This window comes from Shewanella sp. 10N.286.52.A9, from assembly GCF_041468985.1.
GTDB lineage: Bacteria > Pseudomonadota > Gammaproteobacteria > Enterobacterales > Shewanellaceae > Shewanella > Shewanella japonica.
Genome location: NZ_JBFRJQ010000004.1, coordinates 208,123 through 232,384 on the forward strand (window position 1 = coordinate 208,123; position 24,262 = coordinate 232,384).

At 39.1% G+C, this 24,262-nt stretch carries 25 protein-coding genes; 17 read left to right on the forward strand and 8 right to left on the reverse strand.

Annotation, left to right across the window (positions count from 1 at the left end; genetic code table 11):
* The first annotated feature begins 96 nt into the window (after positions 1-96).
* The 8 genes from AB4128_RS03450 to AB4128_RS03485 all read left to right on the forward strand — a co-directional run bounded on the left by AB4128_RS03450 (position 97) and on the right by AB4128_RS03485 (position 8,081).
* The gene (locus tag AB4128_RS03450; protein WP_372036837.1) at positions 97-546 is read left to right on the forward strand and encodes an acyl-CoA thioesterase; all 450 of its coding nucleotides are present in this window, start codon (positions 97-99) and stop codon (positions 544-546) included.
* Positions 547-831: 285 nt separating this feature from the next.
* Complete coding sequence (locus tag AB4128_RS03455; protein WP_055023258.1) at positions 832-1,494, forward strand: response regulator transcription factor; 663 nt, start codon at positions 832-834, stop codon at positions 1,492-1,494.
* Positions 1,491-2,102 (forward strand): DUF938 domain-containing protein, encoded by a 612-nt coding sequence (locus AB4128_RS03460; protein WP_372036973.1) that lies wholly within the window; start codon positions 1,491-1,493, stop codon positions 2,100-2,102. Before AB4128_RS03455 ends, AB4128_RS03460 begins: the two co-directional genes overlap by 4 nt.
* Before the next feature lie 182 nt (positions 2,103-2,284).
* Positions 2,285-3,130 (forward strand): D-hexose-6-phosphate mutarotase, encoded by an 846-nt coding sequence (locus AB4128_RS03465; protein WP_372036839.1) that lies wholly within the window; start codon positions 2,285-2,287, stop codon positions 3,128-3,130.
* A gap of 277 nt (positions 3,131-3,407) precedes the next feature.
* Positions 3,408-6,500, forward strand: coding sequence for a YdbH domain-containing protein (locus tag AB4128_RS03470; protein WP_372036841.1), 3,093 nt, complete (start codon positions 3,408-3,410; stop codon positions 6,498-6,500).
* Between the two features lie 36 nt (positions 6,501-6,536).
* On the forward strand, positions 6,537-6,710 hold the full coding sequence (locus tag AB4128_RS03475) for a YnbE family lipoprotein (RefSeq protein ID WP_225442272.1): 174 nt from the start codon (positions 6,537-6,539) through the stop codon (positions 6,708-6,710).
* A gap of 18 nt (positions 6,711-6,728) precedes the next feature.
* A complete protein-coding gene (locus tag AB4128_RS03480) occupies positions 6,729-7,049 on the forward strand; it encodes a YdbL family protein (RefSeq protein ID WP_055023263.1) in 321 nt (106 codons plus the stop codon).
* A 303-nt stretch (positions 7,050-7,352) separates the two neighbouring features.
* Positions 7,353-8,081 (forward strand): ABC transporter substrate-binding protein, encoded by a 729-nt coding sequence (locus tag AB4128_RS03485; protein ID WP_225442245.1) that lies wholly within the window; start codon positions 7,353-7,355, stop codon positions 8,079-8,081.
* 83 nt (positions 8,082-8,164) lie between these two features.
* Here AB4128_RS03485 and AB4128_RS03490 read toward each other — a convergent pair whose 3' ends face one another.
* From AB4128_RS03490 to AB4128_RS03500, 3 genes are all read right to left on the reverse strand, one after another.
* The gene (locus AB4128_RS03490; RefSeq protein ID WP_055023265.1) at positions 8,165-8,569 is read right to left on the reverse strand and encodes a hypothetical protein; all 405 of its coding nucleotides are present in this window, start codon (positions 8,567-8,569) and stop codon (positions 8,165-8,167) included.
* An 85-nt stretch (positions 8,570-8,654) separates the two neighbouring features.
* Positions 8,655-9,293, reverse strand: coding sequence for a GNAT family N-acetyltransferase (locus tag AB4128_RS03495; RefSeq protein WP_372036844.1), 639 nt, complete (start codon positions 9,291-9,293; stop codon positions 8,655-8,657).
* Between the two features lie 256 nt (positions 9,294-9,549).
* On the reverse strand, positions 9,550-11,448 hold the full coding sequence (locus AB4128_RS03500) for a choice-of-anchor I family protein (protein WP_372036846.1): 1,899 nt from the start codon (positions 11,446-11,448) through the stop codon (positions 9,550-9,552).
* A gap of 299 nt (positions 11,449-11,747) precedes the next feature.
* Between AB4128_RS03500 and AB4128_RS03505 the strand changes: the two genes are divergently transcribed.
* A complete protein-coding gene (locus tag AB4128_RS03505) occupies positions 11,748-12,908 on the forward strand; it encodes a multidrug effflux MFS transporter (protein ID WP_372036975.1) in 1,161 nt (386 codons plus the stop codon).
* 436 nt (positions 12,909-13,344) lie between these two features.
* On the opposite strand, the gene AB4128_RS03510 is transcribed toward AB4128_RS03505, so the two are convergent.
* Complete coding sequence (locus AB4128_RS03510) at positions 13,345-13,482, reverse strand: hypothetical protein (protein WP_282166162.1); 138 nt, start codon at positions 13,480-13,482, stop codon at positions 13,345-13,347.
* Between the two features lie 25 nt (positions 13,483-13,507).
* Here AB4128_RS03510 and AB4128_RS03515 point away from each other — a divergent pair, with 25 nt between their 5' ends.
* The 7 genes from AB4128_RS03515 to AB4128_RS03545 all read left to right on the forward strand — a co-directional run bounded on the left by AB4128_RS03515 (position 13,508) and on the right by AB4128_RS03545 (position 21,621).
* Positions 13,508-14,485: a cytochrome-c peroxidase gene (locus tag AB4128_RS03515; RefSeq protein ID WP_372036848.1), complete on the forward strand. Its 978-nt coding sequence runs from the start codon at positions 13,508-13,510 to the stop codon at positions 14,483-14,485.
* Positions 14,476-15,126 (forward strand): hypothetical protein, encoded by a 651-nt coding sequence (locus AB4128_RS03520; protein WP_055023269.1) that lies wholly within the window; start codon positions 14,476-14,478, stop codon positions 15,124-15,126. Before AB4128_RS03515 ends, AB4128_RS03520 begins: the two co-directional genes overlap by 10 nt.
* A 6-nt stretch (positions 15,127-15,132) precedes the next feature.
* Complete coding sequence (locus AB4128_RS03525) at positions 15,133-15,732, forward strand: cytochrome P460 family protein (RefSeq protein ID WP_372036850.1); 600 nt, start codon at positions 15,133-15,135, stop codon at positions 15,730-15,732.
* Between the two features lie 3 nt (positions 15,733-15,735).
* Positions 15,736-17,373, forward strand: coding sequence for a diguanylate cyclase domain-containing protein (locus AB4128_RS03530; protein ID WP_372036852.1), 1,638 nt, complete (start codon positions 15,736-15,738; stop codon positions 17,371-17,373).
* 409 nt (positions 17,374-17,782) lie between these two features.
* The gene (locus AB4128_RS03535) at positions 17,783-19,501 is read left to right on the forward strand and encodes an acetolactate synthase 3 large subunit (protein ID WP_372036854.1); all 1,719 of its coding nucleotides are present in this window, start codon (positions 17,783-17,785) and stop codon (positions 19,499-19,501) included.
* Positions 19,501-19,995, forward strand: coding sequence for an acetolactate synthase small subunit (ilvN, locus tag AB4128_RS03540; RefSeq protein ID WP_055023273.1), 495 nt, complete (start codon positions 19,501-19,503; stop codon positions 19,993-19,995). Before AB4128_RS03535 ends, ilvN begins: the two co-directional genes overlap by 1 nt.
* A 186-nt stretch (positions 19,996-20,181) precedes the next feature.
* Entirely contained in the window at positions 20,182-21,621 is a 1,440-nt protein-coding gene (locus tag AB4128_RS03545; protein ID WP_372036856.1) for a DEAD/DEAH box helicase, read from the forward strand.
* A gap of 90 nt (positions 21,622-21,711) precedes the next feature.
* On the opposite strand, the gene AB4128_RS03550 is transcribed toward AB4128_RS03545, so the two are convergent.
* The 3 genes from AB4128_RS03550 to AB4128_RS03560 form a co-directional block, all read right to left on the reverse strand.
* Positions 21,712-22,107: a VOC family protein gene (locus tag AB4128_RS03550; RefSeq protein ID WP_372036858.1), complete on the reverse strand. Its 396-nt coding sequence runs from the start codon at positions 22,105-22,107 to the stop codon at positions 21,712-21,714.
* Positions 22,108-22,127: 20 nt separating this feature from the next.
* Positions 22,128-22,541 carry a VOC family protein gene (locus AB4128_RS03555; RefSeq protein ID WP_055023276.1) on the reverse strand — a complete coding sequence of 138 codons (414 nt, stop codon included), beginning with the start codon at positions 22,539-22,541 and terminating at the stop codon, positions 22,128-22,130.
* A gap of 66 nt (positions 22,542-22,607) precedes the next feature.
* Complete coding sequence (locus tag AB4128_RS03560) at positions 22,608-22,799, reverse strand: hypothetical protein (RefSeq protein WP_372036860.1); 192 nt, start codon at positions 22,797-22,799, stop codon at positions 22,608-22,610.
* 210 nt (positions 22,800-23,009) lie between these two features.
* Here AB4128_RS03560 and soxR point away from each other — a divergent pair, with 210 nt between their 5' ends.
* Positions 23,010-23,465: a redox-sensitive transcriptional activator SoxR gene (gene soxR, locus AB4128_RS03565; protein WP_065107903.1), complete on the forward strand. Its 456-nt coding sequence runs from the start codon at positions 23,010-23,012 to the stop codon at positions 23,463-23,465.
* A 141-nt stretch (positions 23,466-23,606) separates the two neighbouring features.
* Here soxR and AB4128_RS03570 read toward each other — a convergent pair whose 3' ends face one another.
* Positions 23,607-24,065, reverse strand: a complete 459-nt coding sequence (locus tag AB4128_RS03570; RefSeq protein ID WP_372036863.1) for an Hsp20 family protein — start codon at positions 24,063-24,065, stop codon at positions 23,607-23,609.
* Positions 24,066-24,262 lie beyond the last annotated feature (197 nt).

Below are 24,262 nucleotides of genomic sequence, written 5' to 3' on the forward strand. Positions count from 1 at the left end.
AATATTGTTATTGTTAACGAACCTACCTATTTAAATCACTTATCCGTATAATCCTGCCTCCAACTAGATGTACTAAGCAATTAATTAGGTAGTTGTATGCCCTTTACCCGAAAAGAACAAAACGAAGAAACACCACAGTACTCCGATGATATTTTAGCCAGAATCGAACAATCTGAAGCCAAAGTCATTAAAGCTATTTTCCCTTCAAATACCAATCATCATAATACACTTTTTGGTGGCGATGCCCTTGCATGGATGGACGAAACGGCGTTTATTGCTGCTACCCGATTTTGCCGTAAAGCATTAGTCACAGTGAGTTCTGACCGAATTGACTTCAAAAAAGCCATTCCTGCTGGGAGCCTTGCTGAGCTCGTAGCTCGAGTCATTCATGTTGGGAATACATCTTTAAAAGTAGAAGTAAATATCTACGTTGAGGATATGTATCAAGATCTTCGAGAGCACGCTATTAGAGGTGTATTCACATTCGTGGCGGTCGATAATGAACGTCACCCAATTCCAGTTTGGCCAGTCCAACACTCTGCTTAGTCGTTTCATTATCCCATAGCAATCATTGGCGAATGTATTCGTTTTCCCCAATGATTGCTTACACTGTTTATAATTTCGACTAATCAATTAACTTAATTTTGACACTGCAACCACCTAAAAGTGGTAGCTTTTCTTACTCAAACACCCTGCTTATTAGACAAAGGTCTAAAGCCAGATTTAAAATCATTGTTTTCGATATACTGTTTCACTTTATCGTGGATCGATTGCCCAATTATCTGTTACATTAAAATTACCTTCACGTGCAACCAAGACAATTAAAAAGCCATGAAGCTTCAAAACTTAAATATTATTATCGCCGATGACCATCCCTTATTTCGTAATGCCTTACGACAAGCATTAAATAATGCTTTTCAAGGTACTAATTGGTTTGAAGCTGACAGTGCCGATGCCTTACAGCAAGTGCTTGATGACAAAGCAGCAGATCTAGACTTAATCTTACTCGATTTGCAGATGCCTGGCTCACATGGCTACTCGACCCTTATCCATCTTCGAGGTCATTACCCTGATATCCCAGTTGTCGTCATTTCAGCCCACGAAGACGTGCAAACTATCAGCCGTGCTATTCATTATGGAAGCTCAGGGTTTATTCCCAAATCTGCATCTATGGATACACTAAAAGAAGCATTAGATGCTGTGTTATATGGTGATATTTGGCTACCTGAAGGCACGGAAATCCTTGAAGTTGATGACGATCCAACTAGCCAAATGGCAAGCAAGTTATCTGATTTAACGCCGCAGCAATACCGCGTATTACAAATGTTTGCTGAAGGTTTACTGAATAAACAAATTGCCTATGACTTTGGTGTATCTGAAGCCACAATTAAAGCCCATGCTACGGCCATTTTCCGTAAACTCGGCGTCAGAAATCGCACTCAAGCGGTAATAGCACTTCAACAATTAGAAATGGAAAAGGTAGATTTATCATAACCTCACTCTCTCAATTACCGTTTTCACAAGCCTGTGAGAACAACAAGCATGCAATCATTAAAGAGTTACAACAGATTTTAGCCACTCGCCAACAGGTTTTAGAAATTGGCAGTGGCACAGGGCAACATTGCGTATTCTTTTCTTCTCAATTACCACACTTACAATGGCAAGCGAGCGATCAACCTAGCTACCTGGCTGATTTAAATCGCCGTATTACGCTCGAAGGGTCAGTTAATCTAATACCTGCAATCGCCCTCGATGTAATGCAACCGTGGCCTCAGGCGCTGAATGAGAGTGAGATTGATGCAGTCTTTACGGCCAATACATTACATATTATGAGCCAAGCTATGGTTAACGCCTTTTTTAACCAAATTGGGAAGCAAATCTCACAAGATGCAGCGCTAATTATCTATGGCCCTTTTAATTATAAAAGCCGCTACACCAGTGACAGTAATGAGTCATTCGATCAATGGTTAAAAGAAAATAATCCTGAGAGTGGTATTCGCGATATAGAATGGATAGAAACCCTGGCCACTGAACAAGGGTTTAAGCTTCAACATGACTTCGCTATGCCCGCAAATAATCGCTTACTGCATTTCAGCCGGTAAGTTCAAAAGCAAGTAATTGAGTTACAAACTCAGTTGAAATAGATATTAGAGTTAAGTCAAACACTAAAAACTTAATCCGTAAAAACAATTAGTGAAATGCTTTTTTTATCGTAAAAACTTTGTAAGCTAACCATTAGAATTTTGAAATTAAATGATCCTCACCAATACAAGGACAGCGCATTATGGGTTCGGTTACCACTAAAAAACACCCTAACGGTTTAGATTATGTCGAAATAAAAACCGATTTGTGCCAAGCCAGCATTTTTCTTCAAGGCGCACAAATTGATTTCTTCAAGCCAAAAGACAAAGCACCTCTTCTTTGGGTATCTGGCGCTGATGATTATCAACCTGGTAATGGCATACGCGGCGGGATCCCTGTTTGCTGGCCTTGGTTTGGAGCAAGTGACATCCCCGGATTCCCACAACATGGCTTTGCTAGAACCAGTCTTTGGTCACTCGCCTCTGTAAAAATGCGTAATCAAGTTGTCGATTTAGTTTTTACCTTGGCTATCACAGAAGACAATAAACAATACTGGCCTCATGATACGGAAGTTAGCGTATTATTTACCTTAGGCGAAACCCTTTCAGTCAGCATTGTTAATAAAAATAACTGTGACTACGATGTCAATCTAACTCAAGCATTACACACTTATTTTCCTATCGGTGATATTCATCAGCTTAAAGCTACTGGTTTTACTGGGGCTAAATACATCGAATTTGCAAAAGGCCCTTACCCGCAAGAAGGCGATGAAGTTAACTTTACTCGTGAAACCGATCGTGTCTATACCGATTTAGCCCCTGTTCAACATTTACACACACCAGAAGGGACAATTGAAGTAGCAAGAGAGAACAGCCAGTCTGCAGTGCTATGGAACCCATGGATTGACAAGTCTCAGCGATTATCTCGCTTTAACGATGAAGATTACCTCACTATGGTGTGCCATGAAGCGGCTAACGTACTTGAAGACCAAGTTAGGCTAGCACCGGGAGCAAGCCATACATTAACAACTCATATCCGCTGGGTTTAACATTACTATCAGTCTTCACGAAGCTACGTTTAGATTTTTGCTTAAAGCTAAAACCAAGCTTTATTAGTCGCTAATACTTGGCCAACATAGATTTATGCGCTGTGATTGGCCATGTTTTCTTCTCACAAAAGACAACACTGTCAAATAGACAAGACACGAAAAATCAGATTAGCCTTTTTATGTTGCTGATGAATATGACTAACTACAGCCATCAATTTTTAGCTATGCTATTCTTTACCGCACTTCATAAATCAATACCTTAAGACAGAACTTTGACATGACAGTTCGAATTTTCACTGTTAAACGACTTCTCATTGTGTGTCTCACATTGGCCACAATATTTGCTGTGTTCATCCAACAAAATTTTCGGACGATTGCACTGAATATCGTGAACTCGTTAGCAGAGCCATACAGTGTAAGAGTTTTGGATGCCAAGGTTAGTATTGATAGTGCTAATCAATGGCATTTTCCTTTCATATTAGTTCGTTATCAAGATAGTGAAATCGCCCTTCATGAAGTTAAAATCCAACTCAATAATGGGTATAATGTCTTAAAAAATATGAAGTTATCACTAGAAGATATTAGTGATTTCAGTGTGAATAAAATTGATGTTAACTTGGGAGATAGTTTTTTTCAGCCCCAACAGCAAACAGATAACGCTGGGAGTGTAGGATTAAGTTTATCGCACATTCCCGAAATAAAATTAGCAGCAATAAATATCTATTTACCATTTCAAAATAATGATCGTGCAATTATTCAAGCTAAGCACCTTAATTTGCTGACACCTAAACTCAGTCATGCACAACCAAGTCGTTCTATACGTAAAACGTTAAGCGGTGAATTTTTCGTCATGCAACAGGCTGTTGCAAACCTATCTCTAACACTCGATTCCACTCAATGGCAGCTTACTCACTACACAGAACTTAACTCACTCCGTGAAGGGTTGGAACAACTGAGCCTCACCCTAAACGAATATGCCTTACATACTCAGAAAGACGGTTTACAGGATAAGGAACGAGCCAGTTCTTCTTTAGAACAATCCTCTTTTTTATCAACATTAGACTCAATACAAAGTGCCATAAGCACGCATATGCTGACAATTAAAGGGCTTTGGAATAGTACAACTTCAATAGATTTAATCACTGGGGCAATCCAAAGCAAGCAAACAATTAATGAGCTAACTATCAGCTCATCAGCAGTTAAAAACGTTGCTTTTAATCCTGCATTGCCAATTCAGCTAGAAATAAACTACAAGCCTGAAGCAGATACGGTTTCGCCAAACCTAAACGTTAAACTTGCCCCAATAAGCTGGCAACAAAGTACAGACAAACGCCAGTTGGAACAATTGAGCCAACTACTGCAGCCTTCAATAGTGTTGCCAACAGAGAAACATGAATTAATAAAACAGCTTGAGCACCCTATTCTTTGGCAACTCGCTCTTACCAAACCTCTGACTATACAAACAAGATTGGATGACCAAGCAACTATTACAGCGAATTATGATGCCGCTATCAACATTTCTCATCCTGTTTTGTCAGCTGATATCACTCTAAAAAATAATCATATCGTAAAAGATAATTCAGATATCAGCTTTGACGCAGAAGTATTAAGCCACCTTAAGCAGAAACAACACATCAACCTAACCGCTATGGATTTTCTCCCCCATGAGATCAGTTTCGAAAATAGTGAACTAACAACGGATATTTCAATCAAGGCAACAAATAATACTGCCGACATGGTTATTTATAGCGCGTCAATATATTCAGATAAACTCGATGCCACCATTAATCATAAAAACCTAAATACAGAAAATGTATATTGGCAGCTAACAGAGCCGTCAAGTTTTGCAGTATCTCAAACGCCTTCTTTAACATCTTCTAATGCTGCTTTGCAGCCATCTAACCTTAATCCCTCGAACTCACCTGTGCCATTGCGTTCAGTAATGAAGTTTAACGTAAATGGATTTGCATTAGGCTTCGATTCCTTTTCATTTACTCAGCCAACACCCTTAGCATTTAATAAGCCAAGTTATGAGGCTCAATTAGGCAAGTTTCGAATTGAAGCTAAACAAAATATTGAATTAACATTGAACGAAACCACGCCTAGCATTGACCTACTATCGCAAGCCTTATCCCAAACCAATCAGTCAACTCTTAGTTGGCAACTTGATAATATTAAGCTTGATAAGCTTATCCCGAGTAAATCGAGAACACGCCGATATAAGGCATTAAGATTCGATCAAATAAATTTAGATCAAACACTATCATTAAAACAACAATTACTGACGGGAACTGAGCAATGGCAACTTGACGCCCTTTCACTATCTAGCTATCACTTATTAAAATTGCCCCAAAAGCACCAGCCTGCCTCACTCGCCGGACAATGGTCATTTGACACTGAACTGGCAGATATTCTTTCGACATTTGAACATACCCAGATGCTGCCTGATAACATGAAAATAGATGGCCGCAGTAAATTAAACGCTGGCTTTGCATTAATCGAGGCCCAGGGTGTGTCACTTTTTGAAATGAAGTTCGAGCAACAGCTGACCAATATCGACGCAAAATACCACGAAAATGTGATGTATGATGCGACAGCTCAAGCTAATTGCCAGTTTAATTGGCAACAAGCACATAGCACACCTGAACGACCCGAAACATTCAGCCAAAGTCGATTGCTATGCCAACAAGCACAAATAGATATTCCCGAGGCATACGCAGGGATAAACCTAGACAACATTAACTTATCAGCCAATTTATCCTTAGGTAAAAACGAACAAGTACCTGCCAAAAATTGGTTACAAGAAATCAGCGGCCTTAGTGATACTGACGTCAATTTGACTGCCAGCGGCGACTTACTCGATGGTGAGTTTCTAATTCCTGAGTTTTATTTAAGGTTACACGATATCTCAGAGGGCTACTTTGTCCTTAATGGGATCAGTCTAGAAGCCTTATTAGCAGCGCAGCCCCAAGTCGGTGTTTATGCAAATGGGATTTTTGATGGTGTACTTCCCGCCACGTTAGTGGATGGCAAAGTCACCATAGCGGGCGGTCATCTTGCCGCGAGAAAACCTGGCGGGTTAATTCAAGTATCTAATAACCCAGCACTTGAACAAATAAGGGCTTCACAACCCCATCTTGATTTTGTGGTGCAAGCCCTAGAACATCTCGAATATAGCCAACTAAGCAGTACATTCGATATGAAAGATAATGGTGATGCGAGTTTGAAAGTGCAAGTAAAAGGTAAAAGCCAAGACATTGAAAGGCCAATACATTTGAACTATTCTCATGAAGAGAATTTATTTCAACTGTATAAAAGTACCCAGATTGGCAATCAACTGCAAAATGACATCGAACGTTCCGTGAAGTAAAAGGACCACTCAGTGAAAACACCTTACGTTGTTAATATTATTTTTATCAGTTTCTGTTGCTTAGCTGCTGTGGCATGCTCGCCTACGGTAAAAATCGCGCCACCAGATAAACCCATCGAAATTAATCTAAACGTGAAAATCGAGCACGAAATTATTATCAAAATAGATAAAGAGCTCGATGTATTGCTCGAAGATGACGAATTATTTTAGTTATAGGGAGCAATACCAATGAAAGTTCAATTAATTGCTTTACTAACCGGACTATTGTTTTCAAGTTCTGCACTTGCATTGACCTTACAGCAGGCTAAGAGTCAGGGCTTACTTGGCGAACAAACTAACGGATACTTAGGGTTAGTCGTCAACAATGAGCAAGCCAAAAAAGTCATGAATGATGTCAATGCAAAACGGAAACTACACTACCAAAAAATAGCTAAAAAGAATAAGTTATCGACTGATGATGTAGCCATGCTCGCAGCAAAAAAAGCCATAGCTGCTGCCAAAAAGGATCATTATATTCAAACGGTTTCTGGTAAGTGGCAACAAAAATAATGCCAGTTAACGCATCTTTGCTTGGTTACTGATCAAGCAAAGATTTCAGCAATAGACCTATTTAGTCTTTAATTAACGTTCTTGCTAGCCCTTAACCCCACCATAAGCGCAACCTGTCATTTCCTCTCTGGTATTTTACAAAGTAAAGCTTAAACCATACATTTTTTAATGGTATTTTTTCTAGTTCAAAAGTGTTACATTTGTAACATGTCAATTTTTTGTCTGGTGCCAAATAACCACACATCCAACCGCTAAAATTATATGAATAAGACACTCACTATAATAATTACAATTTGTCTTTTCGTGGCAACCCCACTGCAAGCAAAACCCGTAGTAAACGTCGGGGGCTATTTGTTTGCTCCTTATGTTGATGTATCCGAAGACGGCTTATTTCAAGGTTTTACTATTGATCTCATTGCTGCCTTTAATCAACTACAAACTGAAGTTGAGTTTCAATTTGTTAATACAAGTATTGAGAATCGCTACCAAGCCTATGATATAAGACGGTTTGATATGATGTTTTTTGAAAGTCCTATTTGGGGCTGGAAAAGCTTCATTGCCGAATTTATTCCTCTAGACATTGTTGATGGCGAAGTGTTTATAACACTTAGAGATGGGGTGAAAGATCAGCAGTACTTTGATAGTTTTGGAAATAAATCACTCAGTTTAGTCAGCGGTTATCATTATCAGTTTGCCCAGTGGAATAACAATGAACAAGATCTAATGAGCGATTTTGATATTCAATTTGTTCATACTAACCGAGCATCAATTGAAAGCGTATTAAAAGGCAGAGCTGACATTGCCCCTGTCACCTTATCTTACCTGCAGCATTACATTAAAATGTATCCAAAAATCAGAGATAACCTGCTAATTTCAGAGAAATTAGATCAAACATATTCTCATAGTATTTTGTTAAACCCCAAGGCTGTAATTTCTAAAACGAAATTGCAAAAATGGTTATCTGATTTACAGGAATCAGGTCGGCTCAATCGAATAGCAAAAAAATATGATTTAGCGATAAAACCCAGATAAAAAAATAACCCCATTAAATGTTCAATTAATGGGGTTAATGATTAAAAAAACCAAACGTATTTCGTTCGGCTATATATTTGATATTACATAGTAACCATAGCCCAATACTCTAAGCGTGATTGCGGGTCTAAGACGACTTTTTTACATAGCTCTTTATATTTTCCCATTAAAGGGCCTAAACCACTTGAGCCACCTAAACTTGCAATCTGTTGCTCTTTGGCTTCAGCAACTGCGGTTGTCACAGCATCTGCAGCCATATATTGACCAGCTAATTTTTCAGCTTCTTCACCTGAGGTTTTTAATCGAGAACCCACAGCTTGCATCTGCGGCGCATCCATTCCCATGATCACCCCAGAGGCAATTTCATAATAAGCTGCACATTGAACTAACTCATTACTAAACGCCGCTTCAGCCTTATCTTGCGCACTTGCCTGAAAACTTGCTGTCATCAACACAGCGGCAGATAACATATATCCTTTTTTGCCCATGAAATTTCCTTTACATATTTTATTTCTACAAGACAATCATTACGTTAGATTCACAAGGCTAACGATATTTAATGACTTGTTTTAGTTAGTAGTTTATTTCTGTATTAAGCATCGCATTAGCATATTGCTGACGATAATAATCTAAACGGTGCTTTAAATGCTTTTGAACCGTTGTCCACTCAGTATCAATAATGGAATACACAACCATATCTCTTACTGTGCCATCTTTAAGAATTTTATGGTTTCTCAGCACACCATCTTGTTTAGCACCTAAGCGCATTATGGCTTGTCTTGATGCTTGGTTATGCCAGTGTGTTCTAAACTCCACAGCCATGACATCTAACGTATTAAAAGCATAATCCAATAACAATAACTTGCTTTCGGTATTGGCTGACGTTCGTTGGGCACGTTTAGCATACCAAGTGTAGCCAATCTCAAGACGACGATTAGGCTGATCCCAATGACAAATTCGAGTACAGCCAATAATTTCACCTGAAGTTTTATCCCTGACCACAAACGCTAATGACTCACCTTGTTTTTCTTGTTGTAGCGCTTTCTCTACATAAGCTTTCATTTCGTCTGGGTGTGGAACCGAGGTAAACCATAACTCCCAAAGGTTGCCATCTGCACTTGCTAAACTAAGAGCAGCAACATGATCGATACTTAGCGGTTCTAAAATGACATGGTCGCCGGTTAGCACACTATGACTGTCTATGTTTGCCATTCTTACTCCCTTACCAAATAGTTAACTTAGTCACACAATGACAGAATACATGATCTTAATCAGAAAAAAATCATCTTTATCAGTAGAGAAACATAATTATTGTTTTCGATTAGTGTGTTAGCGACCTAAAAGGACAAGATTTACTAAGTTGAAACGTAAAAAGGCCAATAAATCAATATTAGCCTTTGAGTAACCTAATGGACGCCTCAATTACGGCATAATCGTTTACGACTGTAATACCAATGCTTTTAGATACTTATTGCGCAAAAGATAGTTGATAAACACTCGTCGTTCCGCTCACTTCATTGCCAACTATCAATAATGGCAAACCATTTGGACTGTTTTCTGGGCTAACAAATTTCATTCCTTCAGGACCAAGATCGCCTGCTAATTCTGGTTGACCAGAAATGTCGCTGCCGTCTATTTCAAATTCAATGTCAAAATCACGATTAACAACATAATCGACAAATCGAACATCAAAAGGGTTACTGATATCGTAAATCATAAAACCAGACGTACGCTCAAGGCCGATAAATGCATATTGTTTACCTGCAATTTGACCAATAGCTAATGCTTCTGGCTCAGGTCCTTTATCATCGCTTCGGCTGTCACCTTTACTTTCTTCATTATGATTATTGAAGTTGTCAGCTAAAATTGCAGCGGTAATACGCTCAAATTGACTACCACTATCAAAGACTAATTGACCATCATGAGTCCAAATAGAAAATGAACGAGCACCATAAGAAACGATTCTATCCATATCTCCATCACCATCATCATCCCCCATTGTCGTTGTCACCTTTAGTCGGCCCAATTGCGTTTTATCTTGAGCTGCAGCGACTTGAGGATGATTAGCATCTAAGAGTAAATCTTCCGCTCGTGCCTCTTCAGAAAAGCCATCATAATCACGGGCATCTCCTTCATTAGCACTGACCACAAATGTTTGTTCATTCCATTGATAAGAAGCGATCGTATCTGGTTGATACATACCATAAACACCTTCATAAGCTTGGATATTGATAGCATCATCTTTATCACTTGCATCAATTTCATTTCCTACATCACCATAATGCTTAAGACCTAGGGCATTAATCTGCTCAACAGTATTATCAGTCAAATTAATTACCGCAATGGCATTATTTTCCTGCAAGCTAACATAGGCATATTTATTATCTAATGAAACAGCAATATATTCAGGCTCAAGATCTTGTGATACCGAAGCGCCGGGACCATTTAACTTAATCAAGTCGCTCATTTCATCATGGCGCGTACCACCAGCATCAAAGTCATTAAAATCAATGATTGTCGCACTATCAGCAGGACTATTATCAGCTATTGTAATCACGGCAACTGAACCTTGTGGATCAACACTATAATCACTATTGGGCTCACCTTCGTTCGCTACGATGACGAGAGCGCCGTCATGACTAAATACAAGGTTGTCTGGCAAAGCACCAACGGTAACCGCTTTAATATAACTGGCTTCACCTGTTGCTGATAATCGATAAAAGGCTATAACGCCATTGCCTTGAGTCGCATTCCCTAACTCATCGGCCCTTTCAACTGCAACAGCTAACAAGTCGTCATATATACTGATGCTATTTACATTACCTAAGCCTGTTATTTCGGCATCGGTAGCCACATCTAAACTAAACACCTTAGTTAGATTATCTAAATTAGTCGCTGCTATATCATCAGCTGTCATTACAGTGTTATCACCTTCTGTAGATAGCACTGAAATATCTAACGCATCAACCTGGCCGCTATGTGCATTAACCACAAAAACTAGTCTACTTTGTGTATGGTAATCAACAATTTCAGCAGCACTTTGTCCAAAAATACCAGACTGATAACGTCCAACTAATTCTGCTGATAAGGCACCTTGTTGCTCCTGACACATGATTTGAGTTTGTGAAGAATCAATTTCGTCAATGTCCAGTATTCCATTACCGTTGACATCCAAGCCAGTCTCAATTTGTTGTCCGCCAAAAGGACATTGTGCATGTCCAGTCAGTAGCTCACTTGCTAGTAATAATGAACTTTGACCATTGATTCCATTACTGCCGTCCTGTCCATTACTGCCATCATCGCCATCACACCCTGAAAAAGTCATTACAGACATCATTGCGACTAAAGGTAAAACTGCTGTTTTCATGTTTGTTCCTGTTGCGTACTTGTTATAAAAATTTCAAGTAAGCTACGCAAACTCAATGACAATCAAACGACGAGACTGTTAAGGTATTGTGACAAAAAACTTGGGTTAACTAGTAAATAAATTGATACAAGTTCATAAAAATTATTTCGCTCTATTAGCAAGTTCTCATGATAAAATTTAAACACTTAATTCTTCATCTACTTCATATTTCCCTATTCTTTCAATAAACTGAGGTTAGAGTGAGCCAGTCTTTAAACACGCATCACAATACTACTCCGCCAAATGTGCCGAATTTAGCAATGCTAATTCCAATGCTTGCTGCCATTGTGGCCATTACGCCACTCGCTATCGACATGTATCTACCTGCCATGTCGAATATCGCTCAAACGTACTCAACGCACGTTACCACTGTGCAGCAGTCATTGAGTATCTATCTTGCTGGGTATGCATTAGGCATGCTTACATTCGGCCCGCTTGCTGATCGTTTTGGCCGCAGACCACTAGTCATTTTTGGTCTCAGCGGATTTACCGTAATCAGCTTCTTTATTTCAATATGTAGCTCAATCGAAGTGTTTTTAGCATTGCGTTTTGTGCAAGCATTTATTGGCGCAGCTGCCACAGTGGTGGTTCCGGGTTATATCAAAGAGGTATATGGTGATAACACCGCTAAAGGGATGTCATACGTCAGCTTAATCATGATGCTCGCACCATTATTAGCTCCCTCTTTAGGTAGCTTGATACTGGAGCTGGGTGAATGGCCGTTAATTTTTCTCAGTCAAAGTTGCTATGCAATTGCCTTGCTACTGATTGTCTTGTTCAAGCTAAAAATGCCCAGTGATAAAGCGGCTGATACACGAAGTAAGCAATCTTTCTTTGCTGCCTATAAAACCGTATTAACTCGCCAAGGCGTCAAAGTAAACATCACGTGTGGTGTATTAACCTCATTTGCGTTTTTTTGTTATTTAACTGCTTCACCATTTATTTATATGGAAGTATTCGGACTCGATAAAACCTTATTTGCCGTTTTATTTAGTACCAATGTCGGTGCACTCATGCTGGCAAATATAATCAATTCTAGAATCGTAACTCGATATGGTTCAAGCCGTATGTTATTTGTGGCAACAGTTTTTGGCTCATTAGCTGCCACAGGATTATTAATCGTCAATATTGTCGATTTAAGTTATCACTACACAGTTGCAATGCTGATCCCTTTAATGGGCTGTTTAGGTATCATGTCTGTCAATGCTGATGCCATTGTATTGATGAAGTTTAAAAAAGAAACGGGTACCGCCACTGCGGTTATTGGAACATTACGTTTTGGGTTTGGCTCTTTAGCTGGTCCTTTACTTGCGTTATTTTATACTGGCACCGCTGTTCCATTCTCTGCATTGATGCTGATTTCAGTGGTGATGGTCATGGCCTGTTTGCTATATCAACGCACGCAACCTTATAACCCATAAACGACTTGCGAAAACGACAGTTAATAAGCTAACGATCTAGAATAAAACGTTAGCTCATACTGAGACTCGCTAAACAATCATACGCTTCAATTAACTTCCTCTACTTTCATTGGAACTGTAGAGGAAGTCATTTCCCTAATTGGCCTTACAAAGCCATCATGTTTTACCCCGTCATTTGCCTGTCACCTGCCATGTATTCGTCATTCAAATCGAGCCTAACGCACTCAAATATCGAGATTTGTCTTGAAGTAAAAAAAACAATCATATCTTTAGCTAATTCACAGAACTCTACTAGACTGACTATTGATATGTTAATGAATTAACAAGAAACGGCAGTGAATTGCACACCATAGAATGAATCACGCTATTGTCAAAATGACAGTCATTTCATAGTGACATTGAAGTACGAATGCTAGTGCAGAGCTGCTAATAACATTTAAGGATGACACAAAGTAAGCACGTCAGCCCATGATGACATTAACGGAGTAATAACCATCATACATTCGGTACTAAAACGGCAGTTAACTGATAGGCTTGAAAGACGTTTGTCAGCTTCAACAATTTGTTTAATCACACTGTCCATGCTGACGAGTGCTAGCGTGTTCGCTGAGCCTTTATCAACACCTGATATTGATGATATTGAATACCCAGTCGATATGCCTCCAAGTGCCGAAGAGATCACGCTTGGCAAGTACCTTTTCTTTGACCCACAGTTATCGGGAAACCACACCATTTCATGTGCAACCTGCCATAACCCTGATAACGGATTTGGTGACGGATTAAAATTAAGTGCAGGTCATGACGGAAAACCATTAACGAGACACACCCCTCCTTTATACAATTTAGCTTGGTCAAGCAGCCTATTTTGGGATGGGCGAGCATCATCACTTGAACATCAAGTGCTTATGCCAATTTATAACCCTTCAGAAATGAATTTGTCAGAGAAAGTTTTATTAAAAAGAATCGCTAAGAGCCAATTCTATCAATCAAAATTTAAACAGGTTTACCAGCAAACTGACATCACTCCTCATTTGATTAGCCAAGCTTTAGCGGCGTTTATGCGCGACATCATTACCAACAACTCTCCATTTGATGAATACCTCGCGGGAGCAGAAAACGCACTAAGTCCTCAAGCAAAAAACGGATTAGCTTTATTTGAAGGAAAAGCGAAATGTATTGAGTGTCATGACGGTGCAAATTTTACCGACGACAGTTTTCATAGTTTAGGTATTGCATTTGAGGATAAAGGCAGAGCCAATGTCATTAAAGATAACTCTCTGGCATACCGATTTAAAACACCGACTCTTCGCAATATCACCTTAACCGCGCCATATATGCATGATGGATCGTTGCCTGATTTAGAGTCCGTAATGACTTTTTATAATGATGGCGGCGGCTCTGGTCCAAATAAAGACAAGCTAATGGAACCATTAAATCTGTCTCAATCAGAAATTCGTGACTTAATTGCTTTTTTATCAGCCTTAACTGATCCAGTTCTTATAGCGCGTCCGCCAAGCATGACACAGGCTCAGATATCACCCAATGAGATGCATAAGGGAGAAAACATATGGAAATGAACCCTTCAAAAACGGCAAAGACGAAATGCTTGTTAACTATTCTACTCGCCAATATGCTTGCCTTGCCAGCCGCTTTCGCGACTGAAATTACTGGCACAATATCATTTATAAAAAAGCCGCCAATGGTTGGAATTGTGTATGTGCCATCAAGCCAATCAGACCAATATGCGCCGGTAATCGATCAAGTTGATAAACAATTCACTAGCAAGATGGCTGTTGTTAATGCGGGTAACCTAGTGACCTTTAAAAATTCAGATGATGTTGAACACAACGTATTTGCCAATGACACAAGTCAATCCGCAAAATTTGATGTTGGATTAATGTCGCCTGGAGGAGAAAAGAAAATAAAAGTCGATTGGGATAAAAACAGTATCGTGAGAGTTGGCTGTAAAATTCACCCTAAAATGAGAACTTACCTAGCAGCAATAGATACGCCCTTTCATCAAATTCTTGAATTTCAAAAAGGGACACAAGAATATACCTTTAGCATCAAAAATGTGCCAGCAGACTCAAACAAAGTCGTCTTTAGTATTCCCAAATATGACTTACTTACCGTCGAGCTAACATCAGGTTCTATCTGGACAGCTGAGATTACCAAAAAAGGTAAAGTCCGTGGTCTTCTTACCATTAATCAAAAGTAGGCCACCATGAAATCATATCAATTTATAAAGGTTTTCCTAATATTGTTGACGCTTACCGCTTCGACTCGGCTCGCTTCACAAACTGAAATAGCCAACACTCAAGCTTATCAAGTCGATATATCTAACTTCGATCACCAACTCATTCCTGATTCAGAAAATTATCAACAGCAATGGCGGAGACTGACAGGTTTTGAACACTCAGGTTTGCATTGGGAACAGTTCGTAGTGATTTACACTAATCATGGAGAACGTGCTTATCGCAATAACTTTCTAGAATTCAGTGCCTGGTTTGACGACCCAGAAGATGAAGATAACCAGCCTGAGTATTTCACTTATCCAGTTGGCACCATTTTTATTAAAGAAAATTATCAAATGCTTAATGGCAAACCTGCGGATCCCAAATCCATAACAGTGATGGTTAAGCACCCCCAAGGATACGACGCTGAAGGGGGAAACTGGGAATACATACAATTTTCAGTCAATGGGCAACAAATGATCAAGGGAAGCCGTAAAGATAAAACGGTGAAGCAACAATGTGCTGGTTGTCACCAAAACGTTGCAGATAGAGACTTTATATTTTCAAATTTTTACAGTGGCACAAACTAACCCATGATGAATATGTTAACTCGATTTAGTCTCAAACAAAAAGCCATAGCAGCCACAATTGTTCTTGTCTTAGTGCTACTTTCTATCACGTTAGTTTCACTTGTGAGTTTTTCTTCAACCCAAGAAAGACTCACCAAGGTCACATCGCAATATCAACCTAAAATGCTCAGCGCAATGCAATTAACCTCGCATTTTTACCATAGCTTGAGTGTATTAGGGAATTACCTCATTGAGAAAGATGATTACAACATGAACCTATATAGGGAAAAGGTAAATGACATCAATTCCACATTAACTGAACTGGTTAACTTAACAAACTTAAATCCCGAACTGGATGATTCTGAACAACTATTACGAATTAGGCAGTTAGTAGACAAAATCATAACTCATAATTTATCAATGCTAGAGTTAGCTCAAAACAACAATAAAAATATGCCTGCAATTGGGATTGCATCGTCAAAACTTGAGCCTATTGCCATCAATATGAATCAAATCGTTAATGATTTATTACTGGCAACTGCAATTAATGAACAGCAAAGCATCTTACCTTTGATTGAAGACCTTAGGTATAACTGGATAATGCTCGTCAGTGAAGTCAGAAACTACCTTGCCTTTAGGCAATTACCAACCATAGATGAAATTGCGCTATTTAAAACAGGCGTTAATCAGTCATTTGAAGCATTAGAAAAACGTCGCTATGAAATGGATGACGATCAACTCGACCTATTGGATGAATTCGAAGCAAATACCGCGGCGTATCAGGCTGCGCTTGTTCAAGCAATTAATATTCATGCAGGCAATAATTGGCGAGCCGATCGTCAATTAATGAAGCAGAACATCACACCAACACTCAAAGAGCTCACAAAAGAATTAGAGGTTCTCGTCACCAAGCAACAACGGCGAATACATGAAAGTAACCTCGCCTTGTCGAAGCAAATTAGTGAAGCGGAAAATACTATTCGTTTCTCAATTCAAGTCGCGTTAGCGATTGCACTTTTGGTGATATTTTTATCTTTTAAAAATAAACGCTTATTGAGTGATATCTTAATTCATAAAGAAAGCGAGCGTAAACTGTTCCATAAAGCGCACCATGATACTTTAACAAAACTGGCCAATCGGGCATTTTTTGATGACCGACTATTTAAAATGTTTTTAGATCAAGAAACCCGTTCTAATCGCCGCTCAAAAAGAGAAGATAACCTTGAAATAAACAGTCATTTTTTTGGTTTACTGTATATCGACCTTGATGGTTTTAAAGCCGTAAACGACAATGTTGGCCATGATGCGGGTGACTTTATTTTAATTGAAGTTGCAAAAAGAATGAAAAATGTGGTGCGTAATTCAGACATTGTTTGTCGCCTTGGTGGTGATGAATTCGCTGTGTTGCTTAATGACATTAATCATATTAATAGTATTGAGAAAATCTCTGAAAACTTAAGCAAAACAATCAGTCAACCTTACCACTATAAAGAACAAGTATTACAAGTCAGTGCCAGTATTGGTTTTTCATATTCTAGACATCCGCAACTGCCATTACACAAAAAAGTTAAATTTAGGATGGAAGCAATCATTAAACAAGCTGATACGGCCATGTACCACGCTAAAGAGAATGGCAAAAACCAATACGCACAATTTAAATAAAGCCTGATCTTATGATGTTAAGCTTCAACGAACGAATTTGCTTACGTCAACGGTTCTAGTCGAGGTTACCTCTTCTGGCACTATTCAATAAAATGTAATTTATTGAGGTTATACCTCGTTAATATGACTAAAAAATCAATTTTATTAAATAATCATGAATTTCACTCAAGTTTAGCAAACTATTTTTAAAATCCTCTTGTATCAACGCCAAAAATAAATATGATGAAATTATCTTATTTCATTGAATCTTAGAAAAGTTTCAACCTTAAATAAGTCCATTATCTAATGTGGTTATTGACCACTGAGATAAACGAGTTTGAATTACCGTTCAAACTTCACTTTTAGAACGATTACCGTCGTTGTAACAAGATACTGTTTACCCACAACGGTAACTTAAGAGGATTTAGCAATGGAAAAATTATCCGGCGCAAGTATGATTGTGCGCTCGTTAATCGATGAAGGCGTAAAACACATCTTTGGCTACCCTGGTGGCTCAGTTCTCGATATCTACGATGCACTGCATGAAATTGCAGGTGTCGAACACATCCTTGTAAGACACGAACAAGCCGCTGTACACATGGCTGATGGTTATGCCCGTGCCACAGGTGATGTTGGTGTTGTTCTTGTAACATCTGGTCCGGGGGCAACTAATGCCATTACCGGAATCGCTACTGCCTACATGGACTCCATTCCAATGGTGGTATTATCTGGTCAAGTTCATAGTAACTTGATTGGTAATGATGCATTCCAAGAATGTGACATGATTGGTATCTCACGCCCAATCGTTAAACACAGCTTTTTAGTGAAAGATCCTCAGGAAATCCCTGAGATCATTAAAAAAGCCTTTTATATAGCCTCAACAGGTCGACCAGGTCCTGTGGTGGTCGATTTACCAAAAGACTGCTTAAATCCTGAAGTTTTACATGACTATGTTTATCCTGAAAGCATAAACATGCGCTCTTATAGCCCAACAACCTCAGGGCATAAAGGCCAGATCCGCCGAGGCTTACACGCCCTTCTCGCGGCTAAAAAACCTGTATTATATGTTGGCGGCGGCGCAATTATCTCTGAGTGCGACAAGCAAATTCTACAACTTGCAGAACGCCTTAATATTCCTGTTATTAATACCTTAATGGGATTAGGCGCATTTCCTGGAACTCACTCACAATGCTTAGGCATGCTAGGGATGCATGGTCGCTATGAAGCAAACATGGCGATGCATAATAGTGACTTAATATTTGGTATTGGGGTTCGTTTTGATGATCGGACAACCAATAACGTTGAAAAGTATTGCCCTAACGCAAAAATCTTACATATTGATATCGATCCATCATCGATTTCTAAAACAGTGCGTGTCGATATCCCCATTGTTGGTTCTGCTGAAAACATTCTCGACAGTATGCTCAACCTACTTGATGAAACACAAAAATCTAATGACGCAGAAGCCATTAACCAATGGTGGGAAGAAATCAATCAGTGGCGTCAACGAGATAGTTTAGCTTATGACAAGTCATCCGATAGAATTAAGCCTCAGCAGGTCATTGAAACATTACATAAATTAACTGATGGCGATGCTTACGTCACATCAGATGTCGGCCAGCATCAAATGTTTGCGGCACTCTACTATCCATTTGATAAACCACGTCGTTGGATTAACTCAGGTGGTCTAGGTACCATGGGCTTTGGTTTACCTGCTGCTATGGGCGTTAAAATGGCGATGCCAGATGAAACCGTAGTTTGTGTCACTGGTGATGGTTCAATCCAAATGAACATTCAAGAGCTTTCAACAGCACTTCAATACGATACACCCGTAAAAATCATCAACCTAAATAACCGCTTTTTAGGTATGGTGAAGCAATGGCAAGATATGATTTATTCAGGCCGTCATTCACATTCATACATGGACTCAGTGCCTAACTTCGCCAAGATTGCAGAAGCCTATGGTCATGTAGGTATGACTATTAGCGATCCAAATGAGCTTGAATCAAAATTAGCTGAAGCACTCGCAATGAAAGACAAACTTGTGTTTGTTGATATTAGTGTCGATGAAACAGAGCACGTTTACCCAATGCTAATTCGTGGTGAATCAATGAAAGATATGTGGTTAAGCAAAACGGAGAGAAGCTAATGCGTCGTATTATTTCTGTATTACTTGAAAACCAACCAGGTGCATTGTCTCGTGTGGTTGGCTTATTCTCTCAACGTGGCTACAACATTGAAAGTTTAACCGTGGCGCCGACAGAGGACACCACACTTTCTAGATTGAATATCACAGTCAATGCCGAAGCCAATGTTCATGAGCAAATTGAAAAACAACTGCATAAGCTCATTGATATATTAAAAGTATCCAACATTACTGAAAATGCGCATATTGAGCGTGAGTTAGCATTAGTCAAAGTCAAAGCACAAGGTGAGCTGCGTGAAGAAGTGAAACGCACAGCTGATATCTTCCGCGGACAGATTGTTGATGTAACTTCAAGCTTATATACCATTCAAATGGCGGGTACCAGTGAGAAAATTGATGCTTTTATCAGTGCACTTGCCGAAGTCACTAAAGTCATTGAAGTTTCACGCTCAGGCGTTGTGGGTCTAGCACGCGGTGATAAGGCCATGAAAGCTTAATTGGCATTAGCCCAAAAACTAAAGGAGCCTAGTGCTCCTTTTTTTTACTCCTAATTTTTTGCACTGACCTCACTTCACTAGCCTAAGTTTTTCGCACTCTGGTATACTTACCGTCTATTCTTTACTGCAGCAGTCATAAAGTCACTGTTGCGACAGTTAACTGTTGAACATTACCCGAGAAAATACATGCCATTTGCAAAACTGGGATTAAGCGATCCAATCACTAGTGCGTTGAATAAATTAGGCTATACCGAGCCTAGTCCTATTCAAGCTAAAGCCATTCCTGTTGCTCTATCGGGTAAGAATATCATTGCTGCAGCGCAAACAGGCACAGGTAAAACCGCTAGTTTTATTTTACCCATTTTAGAGCGCTTTAAAGCGGGTCAAAAAGTACGAGGAAAACGAGTTAAAGCTTTGGTACTGGCTCCAACGCGTGAACTTGTTGTGCAAGTTGAGCAAAATATCAAACTGTACAGTCAAAATTTATCCATCAATTCGATGGTGATGTATGGTGGCGTAGACAGTAAACAACAAAAACAGCGTTTAATTGAAGGCATCGATATCTTAGTCGCCACTCCTGGCCGTTTACTTGATATGTATACCCAACGTGCTGTTAATTTTGATGAGTTAGAAGTTTTAGTCCTAGATGAAGCTGACAGAATGCTTGATATGGGCTTTATTGAAGACATTAACCGCATTATCGAACTTTTACCTGATGACCGCCAAAATATGTTGTTTTCGGCAACGCTTTCTAATCAGGTACGCGCTTTAGCGAAATCAGCGATGAAAAAACCAGTGCAAATATCAGTCGAAGCTGACAAAGATGCACAGCCAAAAATCGAGCAATGGTTAACCACGGTTGATAAAGATAAAAAATCAGCATTGTTAAGCCATTTAATTAAAGAAAACGATTGGCAACAAGCCTTAATTTTTATCGAAACTAAACATGGTGCAGCAAAGCTTGTCACTCAACTCGAAAAGCGTGGCATTATTGCTGAATCATTCCATAGCGGTCGTAGCCAGCCAATCCGAGAACAAATTTTAGCGGACTTTAAAGCTGGCAAAATCAGCTATTTAATCGCAACTGGGGTGGCATCTCGAGGCATTGATATTGATGAACTACCGTTAGTGATTAACTACGACCTGCCATTTCCTGCTGACGACTATGTTCATCGCATTGGTCGTACGGGACGTGCTGGCGCAAAAGGCTTGGCTGTTTCTTTAGTCTCAAAGGATGACTTTAAAAATTTATGCGCTATTGAACGTCGTTTAGGCCATATCATCGAGCGTAAAGAAGTAGACGGCTTTGCACCTCGTAAAGAAGTGCCTATTTCAATTTTAGATTTTGTCCCTAAAAACCCTAAAATGCCAAACTCTTCCAAACCTAAGTCAGCAAACGCTGGGGCAAAAACAGAGGATGACAAACCACGCTTATCACGGGGTAAATCAGATAAGCCCAAGAACAATCATTACAATAAAAATAAAGCAAAGAAATTTAACCAAGAAGACAATAAAAAACCCTACGAGAATTCAAAAAATAATGCTCGTAAACAGACAAGATCTGACTCAGCACCTACATTTTCAGTCCCAAATGGCACTGGCGCAGTTAACCCTTGGAAGCAATAAGCACTTCGTTGGTATAGTGGTGTCAATACGATAAAGCCTGCGTTATATTTCGCAGGCTTTTTAGTTGTTGCGATTAAAGCAGCACTCAGACTACTTTTTTATATTAACTCGCCAAGGCGGGTTAAGCCGATTTTCTCCAGCCCAATACAATTTAATTTTATTACCAGATGGGTCAAATAAAATCGCTTCGCGCCATAAATAGCCGGCATCCACAGGTAGCTGATAAAACTCAACCCCTTTCGTCAATAAATCATTAACCCATTCATCTAACGCTTCATGCTCAAAGTAAATGACACTGGAATTTACCGCATCATCCACTAACTGTGGTTTATCTTGCTTAAAAAGCGAAAATGTTGCGTCGCCGTCTGGACACATAAAACGAGCATAATGATTGCTACTAACAATTTGGATAAAGCCCAGCGTCAGATAAAAATTGCAAGCAAGCGACAAATCATTCACAGGTAAAGTGACTTGGTTTAATCGCATAATGCCTCCATTTATTCGGCTTAGTATTGGTTTCTTTCACTCGGAATATCTGTTGTATATTGAACAAACTCAACTTCATAACCGTTGGGATCGTTATAATAAACACTGTCGTAGTTAGCATCTTTTCCACCAACGATAGCGATTTCAAACCCTGCTTTTTCCATTCTGTTTCGTAAACCTTCGAGATCTGACACCTCATAAGCAAAATGAGCGAGGCCGAGATCGTACCCTTCGATTGGCCTCATTGTTCCTTTACCGTTATCGTTAAGTGACAAATAGTTATTATCATCGCCAAAATGAATCCATTTACGCTGCACTCCATGCCATTCGCCCTCACCGCCACCACGAACAGTCCAATGCGGGAAAGCAGCTTGATAAAAAGCCAGCGTCTCAGTTAAATCATTCACCACTAAATTTAAATGTTCTAATCGCATAGTTTATTCCTTTAATGTTATTAATTAGTTTGTGTACATTTTTTATTTCACTTCGTTCTACTTGGGTTATTTCAGTGCCATTGTGTTGTGAAACAAAACGCGACTTCTAGCTATCACAGCAGCAATGTCTCGTTGATTGGCTTTTAATGCTGCAGAGCTATCACCTCTATCTAGCACCTGATTGTTATTAGCTCTTTTATTGGCTTTATTTTTTACAACTTGATCCATCATTTGTTGATTGATTATCACCTGAATCATGCTTGCCTCCTTGTCTTGATATAAGGGCTAACTTGCTTGCTATATAAGATGAAGCTACTATAAAACCTAAACCTAAGTTGAGGTAAAGCGATATTTTGAGTTTTCGAAATATATTTTTGAAATTCACTTTTAATACCTTAAATTTCAGAAGCTTAAATATAATAATAAAATTAGTAGCGAAGAGTTTGTAAAAGATATAAGGGATAACAGATGCTCAATGAAATGGATTTAAGTGTCGGTCAAGTAGCTAAGCGTTGTGGTGTTAGGGTATCTAGCCTGCACTTTTACGAAAAAAAAGGTTTGATTAAAAGCCTACGTAATCAAGGAAACCAGCGCCGATACCATCGAGACGTGATCAGAAGGATATCAGTGATTAAAGCAGCACAAAAAATGGGGGTGAGTTTACAAGAAATTAAACATGCATTTAGTTATTTACCCAATGAACGGACACCGAATAAAGATGATTGGGCTAAATTGTCTGAGTCATGGCACAAGCAATTAACTCAACGGATTCATTATTTGACCAATTTAAGGGACTCTCTAAACGCTTGTATCGGTTGTGGTTGTCTATCGATGAAGTCTTGTCCTATTTACAACCCTGAAGACAATTTGGGTATTGACGGTGTTGGCTCTGTCATTCTTGATAAAGCCTTTAATGATGATTAACAGTCTGTAAATTTAAAAACTCGACCTATAACGTAAAAAGCCCAACAAGGAAATAAATTCTTGTTGGGCAAAATAATCAGGGAAGATGAAACTTGCGCATAAGTGCAATAGGGGAAATCTTATGCGCTAGGTTGTTGAAGTTTACTCACTATCAATAGTATTGTTTGCTGTGTTTATTTTAATCTTACGCGCTTTTAACGCTTCAGGTATTTCTCTTACTAAATCAATATTCAACAAACCATTTTCTAAATCTGCGCCAACAACATTTACATGATCTGCAAGCTGGAAAGTGCGCTCAAAACCACGCTCTGCAATACCTTGGTGTAAATATTTTCGTTCGTCATTGACGTTAGCAAACTTGTTGCCCTTTACCAATAACTTGTCACCTTCACTTGTAATATCAAGCTCTTGCATACTAAAACCAGCAACAGCCATCGTGATACGGTAACGGTTTTCACCGAGCAGTTCGATGTTGTAAGGAGGGTAACCAGTGTTACCATTTTGCACTGCAGCGTGCTCAGCCATTTTAGCTAAACGATCAAAACCAATCGCACTGCGGTATAGAGGAGTTAAATCGGGAGTTACATTAAATTTACGCATGTTCATATCCTTGTCTAAAGCAATATGTGAAAAAAATATGCCATTATTGGCGTTTATCATTACCCTTGCGGCGTAATGGCAGTTAGTACCTCTATTGAGCGTGCCTAACTTATAACTAGATATGAGAACGTTATTTTTGTTTTCAAGTAAACTTGATAAATTAATTTCATTTTTATTTTATAAATAAAACTTAATCA